Below are 16,043 nucleotides of genomic sequence, written 5' to 3'. Positions count from 1 at the left end.
ATCTTTGAAAGCCATGACCCCCATCAGTGCGGTGATCATCACCTACAATGAAGAAAAGAACATTGCCCGTTGCCTGGATTCTTTGCAGGGGGTGGTGGACGAGATCATTGTGCTCGATTCCTTCTCGAAAGATAGCACTGAGGCCATTTGTCGTGAAAGAGGGGCGAAGTTCTTCCAGCATGCCTTCGATGGACATATTGAACAAAAGAACAGGGCCATCACCTATGCTTCCCACCCCCATGTGCTTTCACTCGACGCCGACGAAGCCCTGGATGAAACCTTGCGAAAGTCTATTATCGAGGTTAAAAAGCATTTCACGGCCGACGGATATTCCATGAATCGCCTTACCAATTACTGCGGACACTGGGTTCGTTATTGCGGCTGGTACCCTGATACTAAATTGAGATTGTGGGATTCAGGAAAGGGAAGGTGGACGGGTATAAATCCTCACGATAAGTACGAACTTTTCTCCGGCGGAAAAGAGGAACACCTGAAGGGTGATATTTTACATTACAGCTATTACACACGCGATGATCACTATAAGCAGATCGAATATTTTACCAATATCGCGGCAAAGGCCTATCAAAAGGAGGGCAGAAAAGCTGGTTGGTTAGTGATGTACTTGAGCGCTGTGGCAAAATTCCTTCGCGATTATATCATTAAACTCGGATTTCTTGATGGCGGTGCCGGATTTGCGATCAGTCGTATTTCGGCCTATGCTGCCTATTTGAAGTACAAAAAATTAAGAGCGCTAAATAAAGGTGGGTAATAGAATTCTCATAAGCAGAACAGACAGCATCGGAGATGTGGTTCTCACGTTACCGCTCGCGGTAGCTTTGAAAAACCTGGATCCCGCGAATCAAATTCTTTTTTTGGGTCGCGGATACACGCAGCCCGTGATCAAATCGTGCCCTTCAGTAGATGAATTCTACTCTGTGGATGAACTCAGGAGCGTAGATGATTGGAGAAGGATGCGAGCGGATATTATCCTTCATGTTTTCCCGAAAAGCGCCCTGGCTGCTATGGCAAAAAAGGCAGGCATTCCAAAAAGAATAGGTACTTCTCATCGTTTCTATCACTGGTGGACCTGCACGGAGCGTTTGAACTTGGGAAGAAAGAACTCTGATCTGCACGAAGCGCAACTGAATCTGAAGCTGGGGGCTCCATTAGGATTAAAAGCACATTTCTCTCTTGATGAAATCCGAACCATGCAGGTTTTACGCAAGCCGGAAGTTTCGGAAAAAGTAAAGTCACTGCTCGTACCCGGAAAAGTGAATCTCATCCTTCATCCAAGATCTAAAGGAAGCGCGAGAGAATGGGGTTTGTCTAATTATTCGGCTTTGATCAAAATGCTCCCCACGGAAAACTTTCATGTTATGGTTTCCGGTACCGCACAGGAAGGGTCAATGCTCAGGGAATGGATCGCCGGTGAAAAGGTGACAGACATTACCGGTAAGCTTTCTCTGCCGGAATTCATGCAATTGATTTCAGTTTCGGATGCGCTGGTAGCGGCCAGTACCGGACCACTTCATCTGGCCGCTGCTTTGGGTATTCAGGCACTCGGCATCTACGCGCCCATGCGACCTATTCATATCGGGAGATGGGGACCACTGGGATCAAAAGCCATGGCCTTTGCACTGGACAAGAATTGTTCGGATTGCCGTAAGTCGGGCAATTGTCACTGCATCCGTGAAGTGGAAGCAGCCCGCATTGCCGATGAACTTTTAAAGATCCGGAAATGAAAACAATTGGTCTGGAAGCTACCGGAGCATTATCGGCCCGAAGAGGAGGGATAGGGACCTATTGCCTTGAACTTTCGAAAGCATTGCTGAGTTTACCTGCGTTCAGCAAGGAGATGGAACTTTCCTTTCTATATAAACTGTCCCGGAGAAAGTATTCCGCCTATGGATTGTCTTTTCCCGGCACGGAAAGTTACTGGCACGGATTAGGGCTGCCGCTGAAGAAATTTGATCTGGTTCACTGCACGGATGCATTCTTCTATAAAAGCGGGAAGTCGCCTGTGATCATCACCATTCATGATCTCGCCATTTTTAAAAAGCCATATTATGAAATTCCGGGCTATACGGATTCTAAGTTCAGAAAGGTTATGTGGGAAAGAGTATCCGCAATGGTAAAAGCATGCGATGGCATCATATGTGTAAGCCAGCGCACAGCCCGCGACCTGGACGAACTTTTTCCAAATCATGGTAAGCGGTTGATCGTGACACACCTTGGCCTTCGGACCGACCTGAATCAGGCTCCCCTTAAAGTCAGGGATCTACCCCATACGAACAGGACCTACATTCTTTTTGCCGGACTTGTTTCGATCAGGAAGAATGTACTCGGTTTGCTGAGAGGTTTCCATCGGGCGGGATTGCAACGGAGCTTTGACCTGGTGCTGGCAGGCGACAGAGGAATGGGATGGGAAGAGATTGAGAAGGAGATCGCAGATTTGGGTCTGCAGGATGTTGTTAAGGTAACCGGCTATCTCAACGATACGCAGCTCACGTATTATTACCGTCATGCTTCGGCTGTGGCGATGTGTACCTATTATGAAGGTTTCGGCTTACCTGCACTGGAAGCCATGGCCATGGGAATTCCCGTGCTGATCGGACAATATGGTTCTCTGCCCGAGGTTTGCAGCGAGAATGCGGTGAAATGTGATCCATTTGAACCCGATAGTATTGCAGAAGGACTCAAAGCTACACTCAATGCATCTCCCGGGAAAACAGCTCAGGGTGTGGTTCATGCGCAGCAATTTACATGGGAGCGGTGTGCACGGAAAACCTTTGATTTTTATTCTTCTTTCGTCTGAGGAAAGTGAAACAGCAATAGACTGCTGAAAAGTGCAAAGAGCGTTACGCCCACCTGTGTCTCCAGCGTATCTTCCGTTAGCATACTCATAGCCATCATCGCAACAAAAATAAAGTAGAGGATTTTTCTGTGCCTGCGAAGGAAGAGCGGAATGAGGAGCATACCCAGAAAAGCGCATAATCCGAAAAGTCCCATTCCTGCCGCTACACTCAAATACTGGTTATGCGGGCGAAGCCGGTTCTCCTTGTTCAGCGGACTGTTTATGGCAGTATACGCTTCCTGCATGCAGGCTTCCACATCGCCCGGGCCCGTTCCGATCCAAAAATTCATCTTCCAGCAATACATCGCCGCTTTCCAGAATTCAAAGCGCTGGGTAACAGAATGACCGCTGGGATCGGCTCCGCCTGAGGTGTAATCATTCAGTTCCCACAGCACCTGGTGAATACGGCACGTGATAGGGTCTTCTGTGAGATATACTACGTTCGCGATCCCATCCTCTATCGCAGCTATTTCCGACCGGGTTAATGTGCCGATGGACGCAGCATCCTTTCTCAGACCTTTGGAAGTAAGAAATCGCAAGAGTGTAAATCTCAGCTCATGACCCCGGCGGTCTTTTCCGTTATAGCTGATTACGCTTCGGTCGTTCCATGCAAGCTGCAATTCGGTCCAGGCAATATATTCTCCTAAGCGGTAACCATTCTCCAGCGCATTCATGCTGCTGTCGTGGATATAGATTTCTCCACCTGCAGAAACTGCACCCGGCAGAATCTCGGTATGTTTCGGAATAAACCAGGTGGTGTAAACATCATGGGTCCGCCATCCGGCAAACACGATGCAGGCCAGCACCAATGTTCCGATACCCCATGTAATCTTGTTTTTCCCGGAACGAAACAGATAAAGCAGAAACAGTATCAAACCGCAGGTTCCCAGGATCATCATGCCTGTTAGATTGCGCAGCAACACCAGCATAACCAGCATCCAAAGGCAAATGGCTATTGTCACCAGCTTTTTTCTGATGCCTGCACCTCTGAACTCCATGAAATAGAGCAGCAGTATATTCAGGCACAGCATCAGTGAAAAGCGAATATGTGAAAGACTGCCGGTGATCTCGCGTACGTCGGCGTATGCCTGCCCCCAAAGCCGCAGATAAATCCCCATTCCGATCAGTGATTTCAACACTACCGCAGCGGTAAAGCAGCGCAGTAACCATTTCCACTGAACACCAGAGAGGGGAGTGGAAGTGCCGATGATCAACGGTAGAAGAAAGAGAGGAAATTTTACACGCGCGTCCGCATACCAGCCCTGCAGATCGGAGGTCCAGATAAGCACCGGGAAGTGAAGGAGGTAAAAACCAAGGAGGAGCCATAGTGTGGGAAATTCACGGAAGCGACTCCATTTTTCACGAAACAGTCCTTCCAGCAGCCAGTTCCCCGCCAGCAGCATAAAAGATAAACTCATTAGAAACTTGGAAAGCGGCAGACCGGCGGTGATCAGGAGAAGACCGAAAAAGAAAATACCGGAATGGATGTCTTTACGTAACGGAGCCATGGGGATGACTCCCAAAGAACGTGAAATTCAGGGGATTATTGTCCTCAGCCCTTTTTATTCTTCTTTTCTTTTTTGTCCTTCTCTTCCTGCTTTTCCTCTTTTTTTACGTCGCTGCTACCGGTACTGGTTTTTTGCACCACAGAAGGTTTACCGATCACTTTATATTTTCCTTCTCCCCGGAGGATCTGTGAATACAGAGAATAGCTGGCAAGTGTTTTCAGTGCTTCTACAATTTCCGGATCGTTTTTTTGGGAGGAACGAATACGCCCTTTCTGGAAATAATACCGTGCGCAAATTTCATTTTCCAGCAACAGGCGGATTTCATCCTGGTACTTTATCAGATCGGATTTTTTATCGTGAACCAGCTTCTTCTTCAACTCATCCAATTCTGCACGGGAGTCTTCCAGCTTTTTTTCTTCCTCCAGGCTTTTCTGAAGATCTTCAAGAAGTTTGGAACTTTTTGTGGTGTAATCATATTCTTTCCCCTCCAGGAATTTGATGAATTCCTGGTAATCGGTGTCCGACAGGCGGAAAGTGCCCGCATCTGAGATGCCCGGGTGATTGCGCTTGTAAAGAGAAGCATAATCAAAGAGAAGGTTTTTGTTGGAAAGGCTGACAGCGATGGGGCTGTATTTTTTTGCGTCAAGAATGAGGTCAGGAAAGATACCACTGCCGTCGTACACCAGTCGCCCGGCACGGGTCTTAAATTCCTTCATGAGTGAATCAGGAACTTTGTCAGCTGTACCGTCGGGATTTTTATGAAAATAGTCGAGGGCCTGTATGCAACGCCCGCTGGGGGTATAATACTTCGCTGTAGTGATTTTGATCTGTGTATTGTACACCAGCTGAATGGTTTGCTGAACCAATCCTTTCCCGAAGGAGCGCTGTCCGATGACTACTGCACGATCCAGGTCCTGTAATGCGCCTGAAACAATCTCGGAGGCAGAAGCAGATCCCTTATCCACCAGTACCACCATGGGCATTTTAGTGTCGAGCGGCGGTTTTTCTGCATAATGCGTGCGATTCATTTCTTTCACTTTTGCTTTTTGTGAAACAATGAGGGAGCCCTTTTCCACAAAATGATTCACGATTTCAACAGCTTCTTTAAGGAGCCCTCCTCCGTTACCGCGGAGATCAAATACCAGCGCCTTCATCTTTTTTTCTGTTTTCAAATCCGTAAAAGCGCGGGCCACCTCCTCGCCGGCATCCTCGGTAAATCCTGTCAGTTTAATATAGCCTACCGAATCATTCAGCATACCGTAATAAGGAACATTTTTAATCTTGATCTCTTCCCGTATAAGATTTTTTTCGAAAGGATTTTTTTCACCCTCCCTCTGAATGAGCAGTTTTACAGGAGTGTTGGGAACTCCCTTGAGCAGTTTGCTCACATCACCTGTGGTTTTTCCCTTTACACTCTGTCCGTTAACCTCCAGGATCATGTCGCCGGCGATCAGTCCGGCCTTCTGAGCCGGAAATCCTTCATAGGGCTCAGAAATAATCACGTAATCACCCTGTTTTTGTACCAGCGAACCAATGCCTCCGTATTGCCCTGTAAGCTGGGTCTTGTAATCTTCCACCTCACTTTCCGGATAATATTCCGTGTAGGGGTCCAGTGAATTAAGCATTCCGTCTATACCTTTGGTGATCAGGTCTCCCGGTTTGATTTCATCCACATAATAGGCGTTGAGTTCCTTCACAGCCGAATGCATAATCTCCATGTTTTTAGAGATCTCAAAGTAGGCATCAACAAAGGTGAACGACACTGTTGCTACCGCAACTACGGTAACAGCAATAATTTTATTTCTCCATGTTCTCATCTTCAGTATTCTCTTTTTTTATTTCTTTTCTGTTTCCGGCACCGGATCATACCCGTGTCCGCCCCAGGGTGCGCAGGAACAGAAACGTTTGATCGTCAGCCATCCTCCCTTCCAGGGTCCGTGTTTCTGCACGGCCTCCAGCCCGTAACAGGAACAGGTAGGAATGTACCTGCAGGACGGCATGAGGTAGGGACTGATTGCGCCCTGATAGAACCTGATCAGTGCTACAAAGATCGTGCTGATCATACGATTCACGACTTCTTAGCAATTTTTAACATCCATCCTTTCATGCTTCGTTCAATCACTTCATAGGTTTCTTCCTTCCGTGCGGTATAAACGAGTAAGAGGGCGATCCCGCTAAGGCTGAGCCCCTGCTTGTTTCTTCTCCACGCTTCCCGCATTCTTCTTTTTAGCCTGTTGCGGTCCACGGCTTTTTTAAAACTTCTTTTCGGCACCGCAAAGGCTACCCTGGCCTTTACCTTTTCCTTCAGATCGGCTTCCATCCACTTAATGTGTAACGGATACTGGTTTAAAATGTTACCGTTCTGCACCAGAGATTCCAGAAGTTTCCTGCTGTAGAGCCGTTCTTTTTTGGGAAAGGTTTGCCGCACCTTTAAAGGTAGCAAAATCAGGACTATCGTTTACCCGCTTTCTTGATGTATTGTTCCAGAGCCATTGTCATGGAAGGACTTTGCGGCTGAGGGGCATGAATATCCAGTCGCAACCCCGCGTCTTCTACGGCCTTTGAAGTGGTGGCGCCAAACGCGGCAATCAGGGTTTTATTTTGCCTGAACTTCGGGAAGTTTTTCAGCAACGATGTGATCCCGGAAGGGGAGAAGAAGACCAGGCAGTCGTAGTTAACATTGGCCAGATCTGAAAGATCGCTGCAAACCGTCCGGTAGATGATGGCTTTGGTATACTGGATGCCATGTTGATCCAGTACCTCGGGAATTTCATCCTTGTAAATATCCGAACAGGGAAGGAGAAACTTTTCCTCCTTGTGCTTTTTTATGATATCAATGAGATCCAGAAAAGTCTGCTTTCCGTGAAAGATCTTCCGCTTGCGGAAGAGTACATATTTTTGAAGGTAGTATGCGGTAGACTCGGATATACAGAAGTATTTCATCGTTTCCGGCACTGCTAAACGCAATTCGTTGCACATACGGAAAAAGTGATCCACTGCGTTGCGGCTGGTCATGATCACCGCCGTGTGATCAAGGATATTTACTTTCTGCGTTCTGAAATCCTTTGCAGGAACTCCTTCCACATGTATGAAAGGGCGGAAATCCACTTTTAAATTGAACTTTTTCTGGAGGTCGAAATAAGGAGATTTATCCCCTTCTGGCTTCGGTTGGGTGACCAGGATACTCTTGATCTTAACCAGCTCTTCTTTTTTAGCCATTCAGCCTTTGCTTATGCCTGAAAATCACCCCACTATAAACTTAACAGCCATAGCGGCGGGTAAAATTTCAAGGGTGCAAAGATACAAAAAGAGATAATATCCGGAAACGGTAGGTGTGGCTAAACTTCCGGAGACCACCCGGAAGAGCCGGAAAAGGTAAAATGCGGTAAGGAGTCCTATCCCGGTAATCACCAACACATATGGATCAATGGCGGAGATATAGAGAAGACCGGCCAGGATGGGAATGAGAAGCAGCGCTGCCATCTGGTTATAGAGAAAGATAGAAAAGGTATATTCTGTTGCGGCACGTGGCTGATCGAAGATAAATCCGCTGGTCATAATGATCAACATTTTAATGGAAAAGCCCGCTACCAGCCCGCCGCAGAGGAGCATAAAGAGCAGGCCGGGTGCCATACCGGGAAACAGATCTATGCCTAGCACTCCCAGGCTGATTTGCGCAAAAGCACCTGCGGTAAGAAGATAAAGCAGGCTGAGCAGAAGATTCACCCGGTTGAGAAAAACATTCTCTTCCCTAACAAGCTGACTTACGAAGCGGTTGAGAACAAATGCGTCTGCAAGGGTTTTCACACGATTGAAATACCGCCAGTTCAGAATGGCCGCCAGAAGAAGTATCGTCAGAAGGATTCCGCTGAGCCATCCTTCACCCCGGTCGGCGTGTTTTACCGTTCCGAAATGGTCCGGCCGTAATGCGTGTGCAGCGAAAAGAGAGGGTGCTATCTCATAGGTCACAGAATTTGGAGTTGTTCCGGCGGGACAGAATTCCTTCATTCCGGATGCTGCGAACAAAGAATCACATTTCTTGCGCGCCAGCGTGGAATCTTTCCGGAATTTCCGCAAGGCAACCGATTCCCAGATCAGCGTGTCGGATTCTACAGGCCCAAGCGCCGTGGAGTCCTGCATCACATTTTGGGTTTCACAATGGTGAATACCCTGGATATATTGAATCCGAATTTAAATCCTCCCTCGAGCCAGTCGTCACTCGTATTCGGAATAAAATAGGATTCCAGAATGCCCGAGGCATTGGTGAAGTTCAGGTGAAACACATGGCCTCCTGTTTCTATTTCCAGGCCGATGGAGAGAGGGTGCTCCGTAAAATCTCTTCCTTTGTAATAAGCGGAAAGGGGATAGAAATAATCAAAAACAACGGATGTTCTTCTCGAAAGTTTAAACCTTCCGGCGATGCCGGCCGCCGGCACACCGTTCACATCCGCTACATTATTGGAATTATAGGATTCACGTATGAAATTACGGTGCGTATAACTGCCAATCAATTCCAGAGAAAGACGGGAACTGAACTTGCGCGCAATAATCAGCTGGGAGGTAAATACCATGCGGTGACTGAGCTTCCTTTCAAATGAGTCATGCACGCCGATATAAAACTGGCCGGCTTTCATGGGAGAAAAGGCGGCGTTGGCGAACAGGCACAGACTCAGCGGAATGTCGTGCTGGGTTTGTTCCAGGAATCTCCATTTCAAGGTAGCATCCAGATTTTCTCTCCGCTTACTTCGGGCAAATCCAGCTGACAGGGTGGGGGTTATTCCGTAATCAAAAGAAAGCCTGATATCACTGGATTCATCGAACCCGTACAGGGTGTGACCGCCGCCTCCGCTGCCGGTTCCTATATTCCCGAAACGGTGCGTAACACAAAAGTCCAGTGTACCCTTCTTTACGGTTTCGGTTGACTGGGCGTTGATGATTTTCGTTGCTTTAAAAGTGGCGAAAACTTTTGCGTCAGGTGTGGTATCCAGCTCCTGCATCATTTTTTCCAGATCGTCCTGCCCGGCCAGCCGGAATGCGGTGAGAGTGAACAGAAGCAGGATGTATGGTCGCATAATGTTGCGCGTTTATTGTTTTTTATGGTACTCCTGAAGTGTACTTTTTATGGTCACTTCCACTTTCTCCGCGATCTTCTGAAATACCAGCTCCGGTACGGTAATAGAGTGATCCTTGAGCACAATGTCAAATTTACATTCAACCTGTATGATCCCGTCCTTAATGGTTACCACGGCCGGCAGTGTTCTTTCTTTTTCAACCCCGTGCACCGTCAGCGTTCCTTTAATGCTCACCTTGTAGGTGCCGTCTTTGGCCCAATCAATATTTTCCTCCAGTTTCCCTTTGAAAGTGGCGTCGGGAAATTTATCGGTTTCCATGTAATTCTCATTGAAATGCTCCTGCATGAGGGGCTTTTCAAAGATGAATCCTCTCACCGGAACCTTAATCTGCACGTCACCTGTTTTTGTGTTCACCAGGGGCCTGGCCACTTTATTTACTGCGGTAATATTCTCCAGCGGAGCCGAGGAGAAAAAAGTAATCTCGGTGGTTTTACCTGTATATATCTGAGCGCGGAGAAAACCGATGCAGAGAAGCAAAGCCGGTAAAAAGAAAAAGGTGTGTTTCATGACAATGTCCGGGCTTCCGGTGTGTTTTCAAAAACCATACCGAGGGCCGGCGATACCTTTAAAAATATGAGCCTCGTCAGACGGGTTGATTTTCAACTCACAAAGTAAGAAAAACCTCCTGTTTTTTCCTACTTTTGGCCGTCAAATAATCACCCTATGAGCAAGGATCTTTATCAGCATCACGACTATTACTTAATGGATGAATTACTCAGCGAAGAACATAAACTGATCCGTGATTCTTCACGGGCCTGGGTAAAAAAGGAAGTGAGTCCGGTGGTGGAAGAATACTGTCAGAAAGCGCAGTTTCCAAAGCAGTGGATCAAAGGACTGGCATCCATCGGTGCGTTCGGCCCCTATATTCCCGCGGAGTACGGAGGTGCAGGGATGGATCAAATCTCCTACGGATTGATCATGCAGGAACTGGAACGGGGCGACAGCGGTTTGAGATCCACCGCCTCGGTTCAGAGTTCACTGGTCATGTTTCCCATCTATACATATGGAAGTGAAGAGCAGAAGAGGAAATATCTGCCCCGCCTGGCTTCCGGTGAGATTATGGGATGCTTCGGACTTACCGAACCGGATCACGGATCCAATCCCAATGGAATGCTAACCAACATAAAAGACAAAGGGGATCACTACCTGCTCAATGGTTCTAAAATGTGGATATCCAATGCTCCTTTCGCTGATATTGCCGTGGTTTGGGCAAAAGATGAAAAGGGAGATATCCGCGGATTGGTTGTGGAACGTGGAATGGAAGGGTTTTCTACTCCTGAAACACACAATAAATGGAGTCTGCGGGCCAGCGCCACAGGGGAACTGGTGTTTGATAATGTAAAGGTACCCAAGACCAGTATTTTCCCGGATATCAAAGGCCTTAAAGGCCCGCTGAACTGTCTCAATTCTGCCCGCTTCGGAATCGCATGGGGAGCCATTGGTGCGGCCCTGGATTGCTATGATTCTGCTTTGCGATATTCCAAACAGCGCATTCAGTTTGATAAGCCCATCGCATCTTTTCAGCTCACTCAGAAAAAACTTGCTGAAATGCTTACCGAGATCACCAAAGCACAATTGCTAACCTGGAGGCTTGGAGTGCTTAAGAATGAACACCGTGCCACGCCGCAGCAGATCTCTATGGCCAAGCGAAACAATGTGAACATGGCCTTGCAGATCGCCCGTGAAGCGCGACAGATCCACGGCGCAATGGGTATTACGGGTGAATATCCTATCATGCGGCATATGATGAACCTGGAATCCGTGATTACCTACGAAGGTACGCACGACATTCACCTCCTTATCACCGGCTACGATGTGACCGGAATCTCCGCCTTCTGAAAAATGTTCAATGCATAAAAAAACCCGCTCCGGAAGAAGCGGGTTTTTTTTGAGTTTAGAAATAATCAGCGGGAAACCGTGAATTTCCGGGTAGCGAGAATCTTATGCTCAGCTACCAGAGAATAAAAGTAAATACCGCTCTTCAGTTCCGTTACGTCCAGCGTTACTGAATTCTTTCCGCTGCTTACGGGAATCACCTTCACAATTTCGCCCAGCATATTGCAAATGTTCAGATAACCATTCCGGCCTTGCAGTTCGTAATTTATTGTAGTATGCGTAAGAGCAGGATTTGGGAAAGCGGGCAGAATGGAACCGCTCATTTCTTCTTCTACAGATGCAGGTGTAATGTTCCAGTTAATGATGAACCAGGCTGAGTCGTTCGGATTCTGAAAATCGTAAATCACATACCGGATCACCGACATGCCGAGTTGTCCCTGCGGCTGATAATCCACAGTGCCCAGTGTATAGGTTCCTCCGTTCGTGATGCTCACCCCATTGGTGGAGGTGCTAACAAACGGCGGATAACACACATCCCAGCAGAAATAATTCTGCGTGCTGGGTATGAGCACAAGCTCCTGGCGCTCCATATAGGTGGTTTTGGGAAGATTCCCGTTATTAGTGACGTCAAAATCAAAAGTGATGAGCGGAGTGGAAGGCTCATCCGTTAACGTAATGGTTTGACCGTTGATTATGTTTCCGGCTCCGTCCTTAATAGTGTAAGAGGATGTTTGCGCATCTATACCCGCAAACGCAGTGCCTGCAAGAGTCAGGGTGAGTAATAGTTTCTTCATGCTGAATCGTTTTATGTAGAGAGACAAAGTTATGAAATCCTTCTTCCCAAAGCAATTACTGTGCCCCCGCATCACCGTGAAATCACCGTTTGTGTAAGAATCTGACAGGAACTAAGTTCAAAACAGACTACTAATCTAATGATTAACAGGCTAATATGTTCCTATTTCTCTTTCTTTTCCCCACCGGAACACAGGCGGTGATCACTTTTTAGAGGAGGAACGTATTCCACCGGGACGGATTTCACAGATCAGGCACTTTTCGGCCTTTGACTTTACCCAGGCGGTAAAGTCGAACTGGTCGAAATACGAAGTATTGATTTTTTGCTGCTTTAGTTTAAGGAAGCTTTCCTCCGAATCCCGGAAGATTTTCCGGATTGCCTGATCCTCCTTGTACTGCGACTGAGTAATCACTTTTATCACCGCAGACTCGAGGGCATGGTATTGCTTTTTCTTCTGGAAATAGCGTTTAGCGGATTTGAGCTTGTACTGCAGCAACTGGTGATTCTTCAGTTCCAGGTGAATGAGCAGGTCCGCAAGGAGTGAGTATTCATAAATCTCCTCGTGTACTTCCTTTTCCGGGGTATTAATGATGCGGTTTCGCCATTGAAGCGATTTTTGAAAATGACCGGTATAAAAATAAAGAGTGGAGAGCAGGCTGATGATCTCGAGACGGAAAAGGCGGGATATTTTCTCATCGAACCGTTGCAGGAAATCTTCAGCATCTACTGCGAAGCGGATGGCGTCATCAAATGCCCTTGACTGCATCAGCGTACTGAGCCTGAGAAGGTATAAACGTTCATCCTTCATGATGCGCTGATCGCTGGTGCGGGCGTGCACTTCCTGCAGCTGCTGGAGCGATGCCGCCGCTTCGGCGTATTTTCCTGCTTTCAGCTGTGCGGACACAAGATTGGAAAGTGCAAACATAATGCTGGAAAACAATTCTGTTTTTTGTGCGTTCTCCGGTCCCATTATAAACTGGGCGTACTCATCTGCCACCTGAAGAGCTTTGCTGTAATCATGTGTATAATCATAGAACTGCCGGCGGTAATTGAAATAAAGAATGCGGCAGTCGGTGATCCACTCCGGCCGTTCTGATTTCAGAATGGGATGATTGCTTTCTTCATAGAGCTTCACCCGATCCTCGTCGGAGAGCATTTCAAAAGGCTTTTCCATCAAAACAATCAGCGAGTTCAGCAAACGGCGTAATTCCACAAAATCGCGAAGTTGATTCAGGGAATTCACTACTTCGTAATAACCTCCCACCGACATTCTGCGGAAATAATCCACATCGTATTTTTTAATCGCAATCCTGTGTTCCAGGGCGTTGAACTCGATGAATAAAAGGGGACGTTCCATTTTCCGGGAAAGCTCTTTTCCCTTTTCTACCAGTTTCAGGCAGGGATCATACAACGATTTTTTAAAGAGTATTTCTGCCTGAATCAGAATTCCGTCCAGTGGCGCATCCGTTGAATTCTCAATATGTGTAAGCGTCAGCGAATTCAGAATCAGGTTGTAGAGATAATTTTTTGTTACGTGCAGCTGCTTCACGAATTTTTCCTTCCGGAATTTAACACGTAGTTCCTGCTCATCGTAGTGCGCCATTTTGTCGATTGCGTCAAACAACCGTACGTAGTTATTCCCCCGGGCCCGCTGATACTTTGAAGAAAACAGTTTGAACTGGCGCTTTTCTTCCGGATTCAGCGATTTTATCAAAAGAAAGAGTTGTTCCGAAGCCATTATTTTTCTAAGGTACTAAAAATCAAACATATAAAACGTTAAAGGATCTAAAGTGCGTTTTGAATGTTTACGTTTTTAAGGGTATTCAGGTTGCAAATATCTGTATCGGGGAGCGAAATTGCATGGGTTAGCAGGAAGTTTTTTTCCGGACTTGGCCGGCTGACCGTAAAAAGTTAACTTTATTCACTCAAATCAAAAGTATCCAAACATGAAAAAACTATCTACGCTCTTTATTGCCGGTCTGTTTGCCGGGGCCTCCTTCGCCCAAACGCAGCGACTGGTACTGGTGGAAGAATTCACCCAGGCATCCTGCGGACCCTGCGCTTCTCAAAATCCCGCCTTCAACACACTGCTGGATGCGAATCCCACCAAAGTGGTGGCGATTAAGTATCAAACCAGCTGGCCCGGAGTTGATCCGATGAATGCTCAAACTCAAACCTGGGTAGGACCCCGCGTTACCTATTATAACGTTTCCGGTGTTCCGCATGGTATGATGGACGGAACAGCGATTGTGAATGATTGCAATGCTTATACCGGTGCGCCGGCCTGTCTGAGCCAGACCGATATTAACAATGAGTATGCGGTTTCGGCTCCTTTTTCGCTGACCGCTGTACACACGATGTCTAGCGATTTCGATTCTGCTTATATCACCATTACCATCACCGCGGCACAGGCGTTTACTTCTAATGGTAACCTGAAGCTGCACCTGGCCATGGTAGAGCGTGAGATCAATTTCTCTACCCCTCCGGGCACAAATGGTGAAATGGATTTCAGCTGGGTAATGCGCAGAATGTATCCTGATGCCAACGGTACCACGCTGGCTTCTTCATGGACCAACGCGCAAACGCAGACCCTGAGCTTCAACGTAGTCCTTCCTGCATATATCTATAATCGCAGTCAGGTTGGCTTTGTAGCTTTCATTCAGCAGGATGGAAACAAAAATGTCTGCCAGGCTGCCTACAGCGCTCCTGTTCCTGTGACCAACGACGCGGGCGTAACCACCCTTACCGGCCTTCCCATTCAGCAGTGTTCCGGAACCTTTACCCCCACGGTGACTATTATCAACAGCGGTGCAGTGAATCTTACTTCCTGCACCATCAATATGCAGATTGATGCCAACACTCCCACCACTTTGCCATGGACAGGAAATCTGGCCCCCAGCGCAACTACGAACGTAGTTCTTCCTTCTCAGAGTGCCGGTGATGGAAGCCATACGTTCACCGTGTGGACTACAATTCCGAACGGAGTTCAGGATTACAATCCTTCCAACGACCAGCAACTTTCCAGTTTTGTGATCAATACCGTACCGGATGTCACACCTTTGGTTGAAGGTTACCAGAACACCACCTTTGCTCCCAACGGATGGGCAATCTCAAACCCGGATAACGGACCAACCTGGACCCGCAGAACCGGAGCCGGTGGTTTCGGAAATTCAACTGCCTGCGCAAAAATGGATTTCTTTAACAGTACCTCTGGAAACGTAGATGAATTCTATATGCCTCTGGCTGACCTTTCCGGTTCCAGCACTTCGGCATCACTTTCCTTTAACGTAGCCTATGCACAGTATTCCAGCGAAAATGACCGCCTGGAAGTAAAAGTTTCCACCGACTGCGGTTCTTCCTGGACTACCGTGTTCAGTAAATCGGGTGCAACCCTTAAAACAGCCAATCCCACCACAAGTGCATTCACCCCCAATGCCACGCAGTGGAGAAACGAGATCGTGAACCTGAATACCTACGCAGGAAACAACAGCGTGCTCATTAAGTTCACCGCCACTTCTGCTTACGGAAATAACCTGTACATTGATGATATCAACCTTGCCAACACTACCTCTGTTGAAGAACATGAGAGCCTTTCGGGAATGGTTGTTTTCCCAAATCCCTTTGCCGCAAACGCTACCATCAGCCTGTTCCTGAACCAGTCGGAAGAGGTGAGCGTACGTATGTATAATGTAATGGGAGAAATGGTGAAAGAAATCCCAGCCGGCTCTATGAATGCCGGTGAGAATACGCTTTCTGTTGACGGATCAGACCTGAGCAGCGGAGTGTATTATATTACCGTTACCGCTGGCGGACAAACCATCACCCAAAAAGTAACAATCAGTCATTGACCGATTACTGTTTTACCGGGACCGGAACTTTTTCCGGTCCCGGATTTTTTTTAAAGCATCCCGTTCTAAAAA

Annotated in this window: 15 protein-coding genes; 5 read left to right on the top strand and 10 right to left on the bottom strand. The window is 47.4% G+C overall.

Annotation, left to right across the window (positions count from 1 at the left end; genetic code table 11):
- Nucleotides 1–13: 13 nt before the first annotated feature.
- The 3 genes from IT233_08385 to IT233_08375 are packed head-to-tail and all read left to right on the top strand — an operon-like array spanning nucleotide 14 to nucleotide 2,815.
- Nucleotides 14–769, top strand: a complete 756-nt coding sequence (locus IT233_08385) for a glycosyltransferase family 2 protein (protein ID MCC7302645.1) — start codon at nucleotides 14–16, stop codon at nucleotides 767–769.
- Nucleotides 756–1,742 carry a glycosyltransferase family 9 protein gene (locus IT233_08380; protein MCC7302644.1) on the top strand — a complete coding sequence of 329 codons (987 nt, stop codon included), beginning with the start codon at nucleotides 756–758 and terminating at the stop codon, nucleotides 1,740–1,742. Before IT233_08385 ends, IT233_08380 begins: the two co-directional genes overlap by 14 nt.
- On the top strand, nucleotides 1,739–2,815 hold the full coding sequence (locus IT233_08375) for a glycosyltransferase family 4 protein (GenBank protein ID MCC7302643.1): 1,077 nt from the start codon (nucleotides 1,739–1,741) through the stop codon (nucleotides 2,813–2,815). The genes IT233_08380 and IT233_08375 overlap by 4 nt, the downstream gene beginning before the upstream one ends.
- Here the strand turns inward: IT233_08375 and IT233_08370 are convergent.
- From IT233_08370 to IT233_08335, 8 genes are read right to left on the bottom strand one after another with little or no spacing between them, the layout of a single operon-like run.
- Nucleotides 2,797–4,362, bottom strand: a complete 1,566-nt coding sequence (locus IT233_08370) for an O-antigen ligase family protein (protein ID MCC7302642.1) — start codon at nucleotides 4,360–4,362, stop codon at nucleotides 2,797–2,799. The two genes, IT233_08375 and IT233_08370, sit on opposite strands and share 19 nt — an antisense overlap.
- A gap of 44 nt (nucleotides 4,363–4,406) precedes the next feature.
- Complete coding sequence (locus IT233_08365; protein MCC7302641.1) at nucleotides 4,407–6,179, bottom strand: S41 family peptidase; 1,773 nt, start codon at nucleotides 6,177–6,179, stop codon at nucleotides 4,407–4,409.
- A gap of 18 nt (nucleotides 6,180–6,197) precedes the next feature.
- Nucleotides 6,198–6,422, bottom strand: coding sequence for a membrane protein insertion efficiency factor YidD (gene yidD / locus IT233_08360; protein MCC7302640.1), 225 nt, complete (start codon nucleotides 6,420–6,422; stop codon nucleotides 6,198–6,200).
- 8 nt (nucleotides 6,423–6,430) lie between these two features.
- Nucleotides 6,431–6,790 carry a ribonuclease P protein component gene (rnpA, locus tag IT233_08355; GenBank protein ID MCC7302639.1) on the bottom strand — a complete coding sequence of 120 codons (360 nt, stop codon included), beginning with the start codon at nucleotides 6,788–6,790 and terminating at the stop codon, nucleotides 6,431–6,433.
- 23 nt (nucleotides 6,791–6,813) lie between these two features.
- On the bottom strand, nucleotides 6,814–7,581 hold the full coding sequence (locus tag IT233_08350) for a uroporphyrinogen-III synthase (GenBank protein ID MCC7302638.1): 768 nt from the start codon (nucleotides 7,579–7,581) through the stop codon (nucleotides 6,814–6,816).
- 24 nt (nucleotides 7,582–7,605) lie between these two features.
- On the bottom strand, nucleotides 7,606–8,502 hold the full coding sequence (locus IT233_08345) for a DUF4271 domain-containing protein (protein MCC7302637.1): 897 nt from the start codon (nucleotides 8,500–8,502) through the stop codon (nucleotides 7,606–7,608).
- Nucleotides 8,502–9,434, bottom strand: coding sequence for a hypothetical protein (locus IT233_08340; GenBank protein MCC7302636.1), 933 nt, complete (start codon nucleotides 9,432–9,434; stop codon nucleotides 8,502–8,504). Before IT233_08340 ends, IT233_08345 begins: the two co-directional genes overlap by 1 nt.
- 12 nt (nucleotides 9,435–9,446) lie before the next feature.
- Nucleotides 9,447–10,001, bottom strand: coding sequence for a YceI family protein (locus tag IT233_08335; protein ID MCC7302635.1), 555 nt, complete (start codon nucleotides 9,999–10,001; stop codon nucleotides 9,447–9,449).
- 156 nt (nucleotides 10,002–10,157) lie between these two features.
- Here IT233_08335 and IT233_08330 point away from each other — a divergent pair, with 156 nt between their 5' ends.
- Nucleotides 10,158–11,333: an acyl-CoA dehydrogenase family protein gene (locus IT233_08330; protein MCC7302634.1), complete on the top strand. Its 1,176-nt coding sequence runs from the start codon at nucleotides 10,158–10,160 to the stop codon at nucleotides 11,331–11,333.
- 65 nt (nucleotides 11,334–11,398) lie between these two features.
- Here the strand turns inward: IT233_08330 and IT233_08325 are convergent, their stop codons facing one another.
- Together IT233_08325 and IT233_08320 are read right to left on the bottom strand one after the other, a co-directional pair.
- Nucleotides 11,399–12,124 carry a T9SS type A sorting domain-containing protein gene (locus IT233_08325; protein MCC7302633.1) on the bottom strand — a complete coding sequence of 242 codons (726 nt, stop codon included), beginning with the start codon at nucleotides 12,122–12,124 and terminating at the stop codon, nucleotides 11,399–11,401.
- Nucleotides 12,125–12,325: 201 nt separating this feature from the next.
- The gene (locus IT233_08320) at nucleotides 12,326–13,861 is read right to left on the bottom strand and encodes a hypothetical protein (protein MCC7302632.1); all 1,536 of its coding nucleotides are present in this window, start codon (nucleotides 13,859–13,861) and stop codon (nucleotides 12,326–12,328) included.
- A 208-nt stretch (nucleotides 13,862–14,069) separates the two neighbouring features.
- On the opposite strand from IT233_08320, the gene IT233_08315 reads away from it, so the two are divergent.
- On the top strand, nucleotides 14,070–15,971 hold the full coding sequence (locus tag IT233_08315; GenBank protein ID MCC7302631.1) for a T9SS type A sorting domain-containing protein: 1,902 nt from the start codon (nucleotides 14,070–14,072) through the stop codon (nucleotides 15,969–15,971).
- The last annotated feature ends 72 nt before the right edge of the window (nucleotides 15,972–16,043 follow it).

This window comes from Bacteroidia bacterium (assembly GCA_020852255.1).
Lineage (GTDB): Bacteria > Bacteroidota > Bacteroidia > JADZBD01 > JADZBD01 > JADZBD01.
Note: the sequence above shows the minus strand (reverse complement) of the source record. Positions and strands in the feature narration are given on the sequence as shown.

Excerpts from the sequence above, each read along its gene's own strand:
- IT233_08350 (MCC7302638.1), bottom strand. The coding sequence starts at position 7,581 with ATGGCTAAAAAAGAAGAGCTGGTTAAGATCAAGAGTATCCTGGTCACC.
- IT233_08325 (MCC7302633.1), bottom strand. The coding sequence starts at position 12,124 with ATGAAGAAACTATTACTCACCCTGACTCTTGCAGGCACTGCGTTTGCG.
- IT233_08335 (MCC7302635.1), bottom strand. The coding sequence starts at position 10,001 with ATGAAACACACCTTTTTCTTTTTACCGGCTTTGCTTCTCTGCATCGGT.
- IT233_08340 (MCC7302636.1), bottom strand. The coding sequence starts at position 9,434 with ATGCGACCATACATCCTGCTTCTGTTCACTCTCACCGCATTCCGGCTG.
- IT233_08315 (MCC7302631.1), top strand. The coding sequence starts at position 14,070 with ATGAAAAAACTATCTACGCTCTTTATTGCCGGTCTGTTTGCCGGGGCC.
- IT233_08330 (MCC7302634.1), top strand. The coding sequence starts at position 10,158 with ATGAGCAAGGATCTTTATCAGCATCACGACTATTACTTAATGGATGAA.
- IT233_08320 (MCC7302632.1), bottom strand. The coding sequence starts at position 13,861 with ATGGCTTCGGAACAACTCTTTCTTTTGATAAAATCGCTGAATCCGGAA.
- IT233_08365 (MCC7302641.1), bottom strand. The coding sequence starts at position 6,179 with ATGAGAACATGGAGAAATAAAATTATTGCTGTTACCGTAGTTGCGGTA.
- IT233_08345 (MCC7302637.1), bottom strand. The coding sequence starts at position 8,502 with ATGCAGGACTCCACGGCGCTTGGGCCTGTAGAATCCGACACGCTGATC.
- IT233_08375 (MCC7302643.1), top strand. The coding sequence starts at position 1,739 with ATGAAAACAATTGGTCTGGAAGCTACCGGAGCATTATCGGCCCGAAGA.
- IT233_08385 (MCC7302645.1), top strand. The coding sequence starts at position 14 with ATGACCCCCATCAGTGCGGTGATCATCACCTACAATGAAGAAAAGAAC.
- IT233_08370 (MCC7302642.1), bottom strand. The coding sequence starts at position 4,362 with ATGGCTCCGTTACGTAAAGACATCCATTCCGGTATTTTCTTTTTCGGT.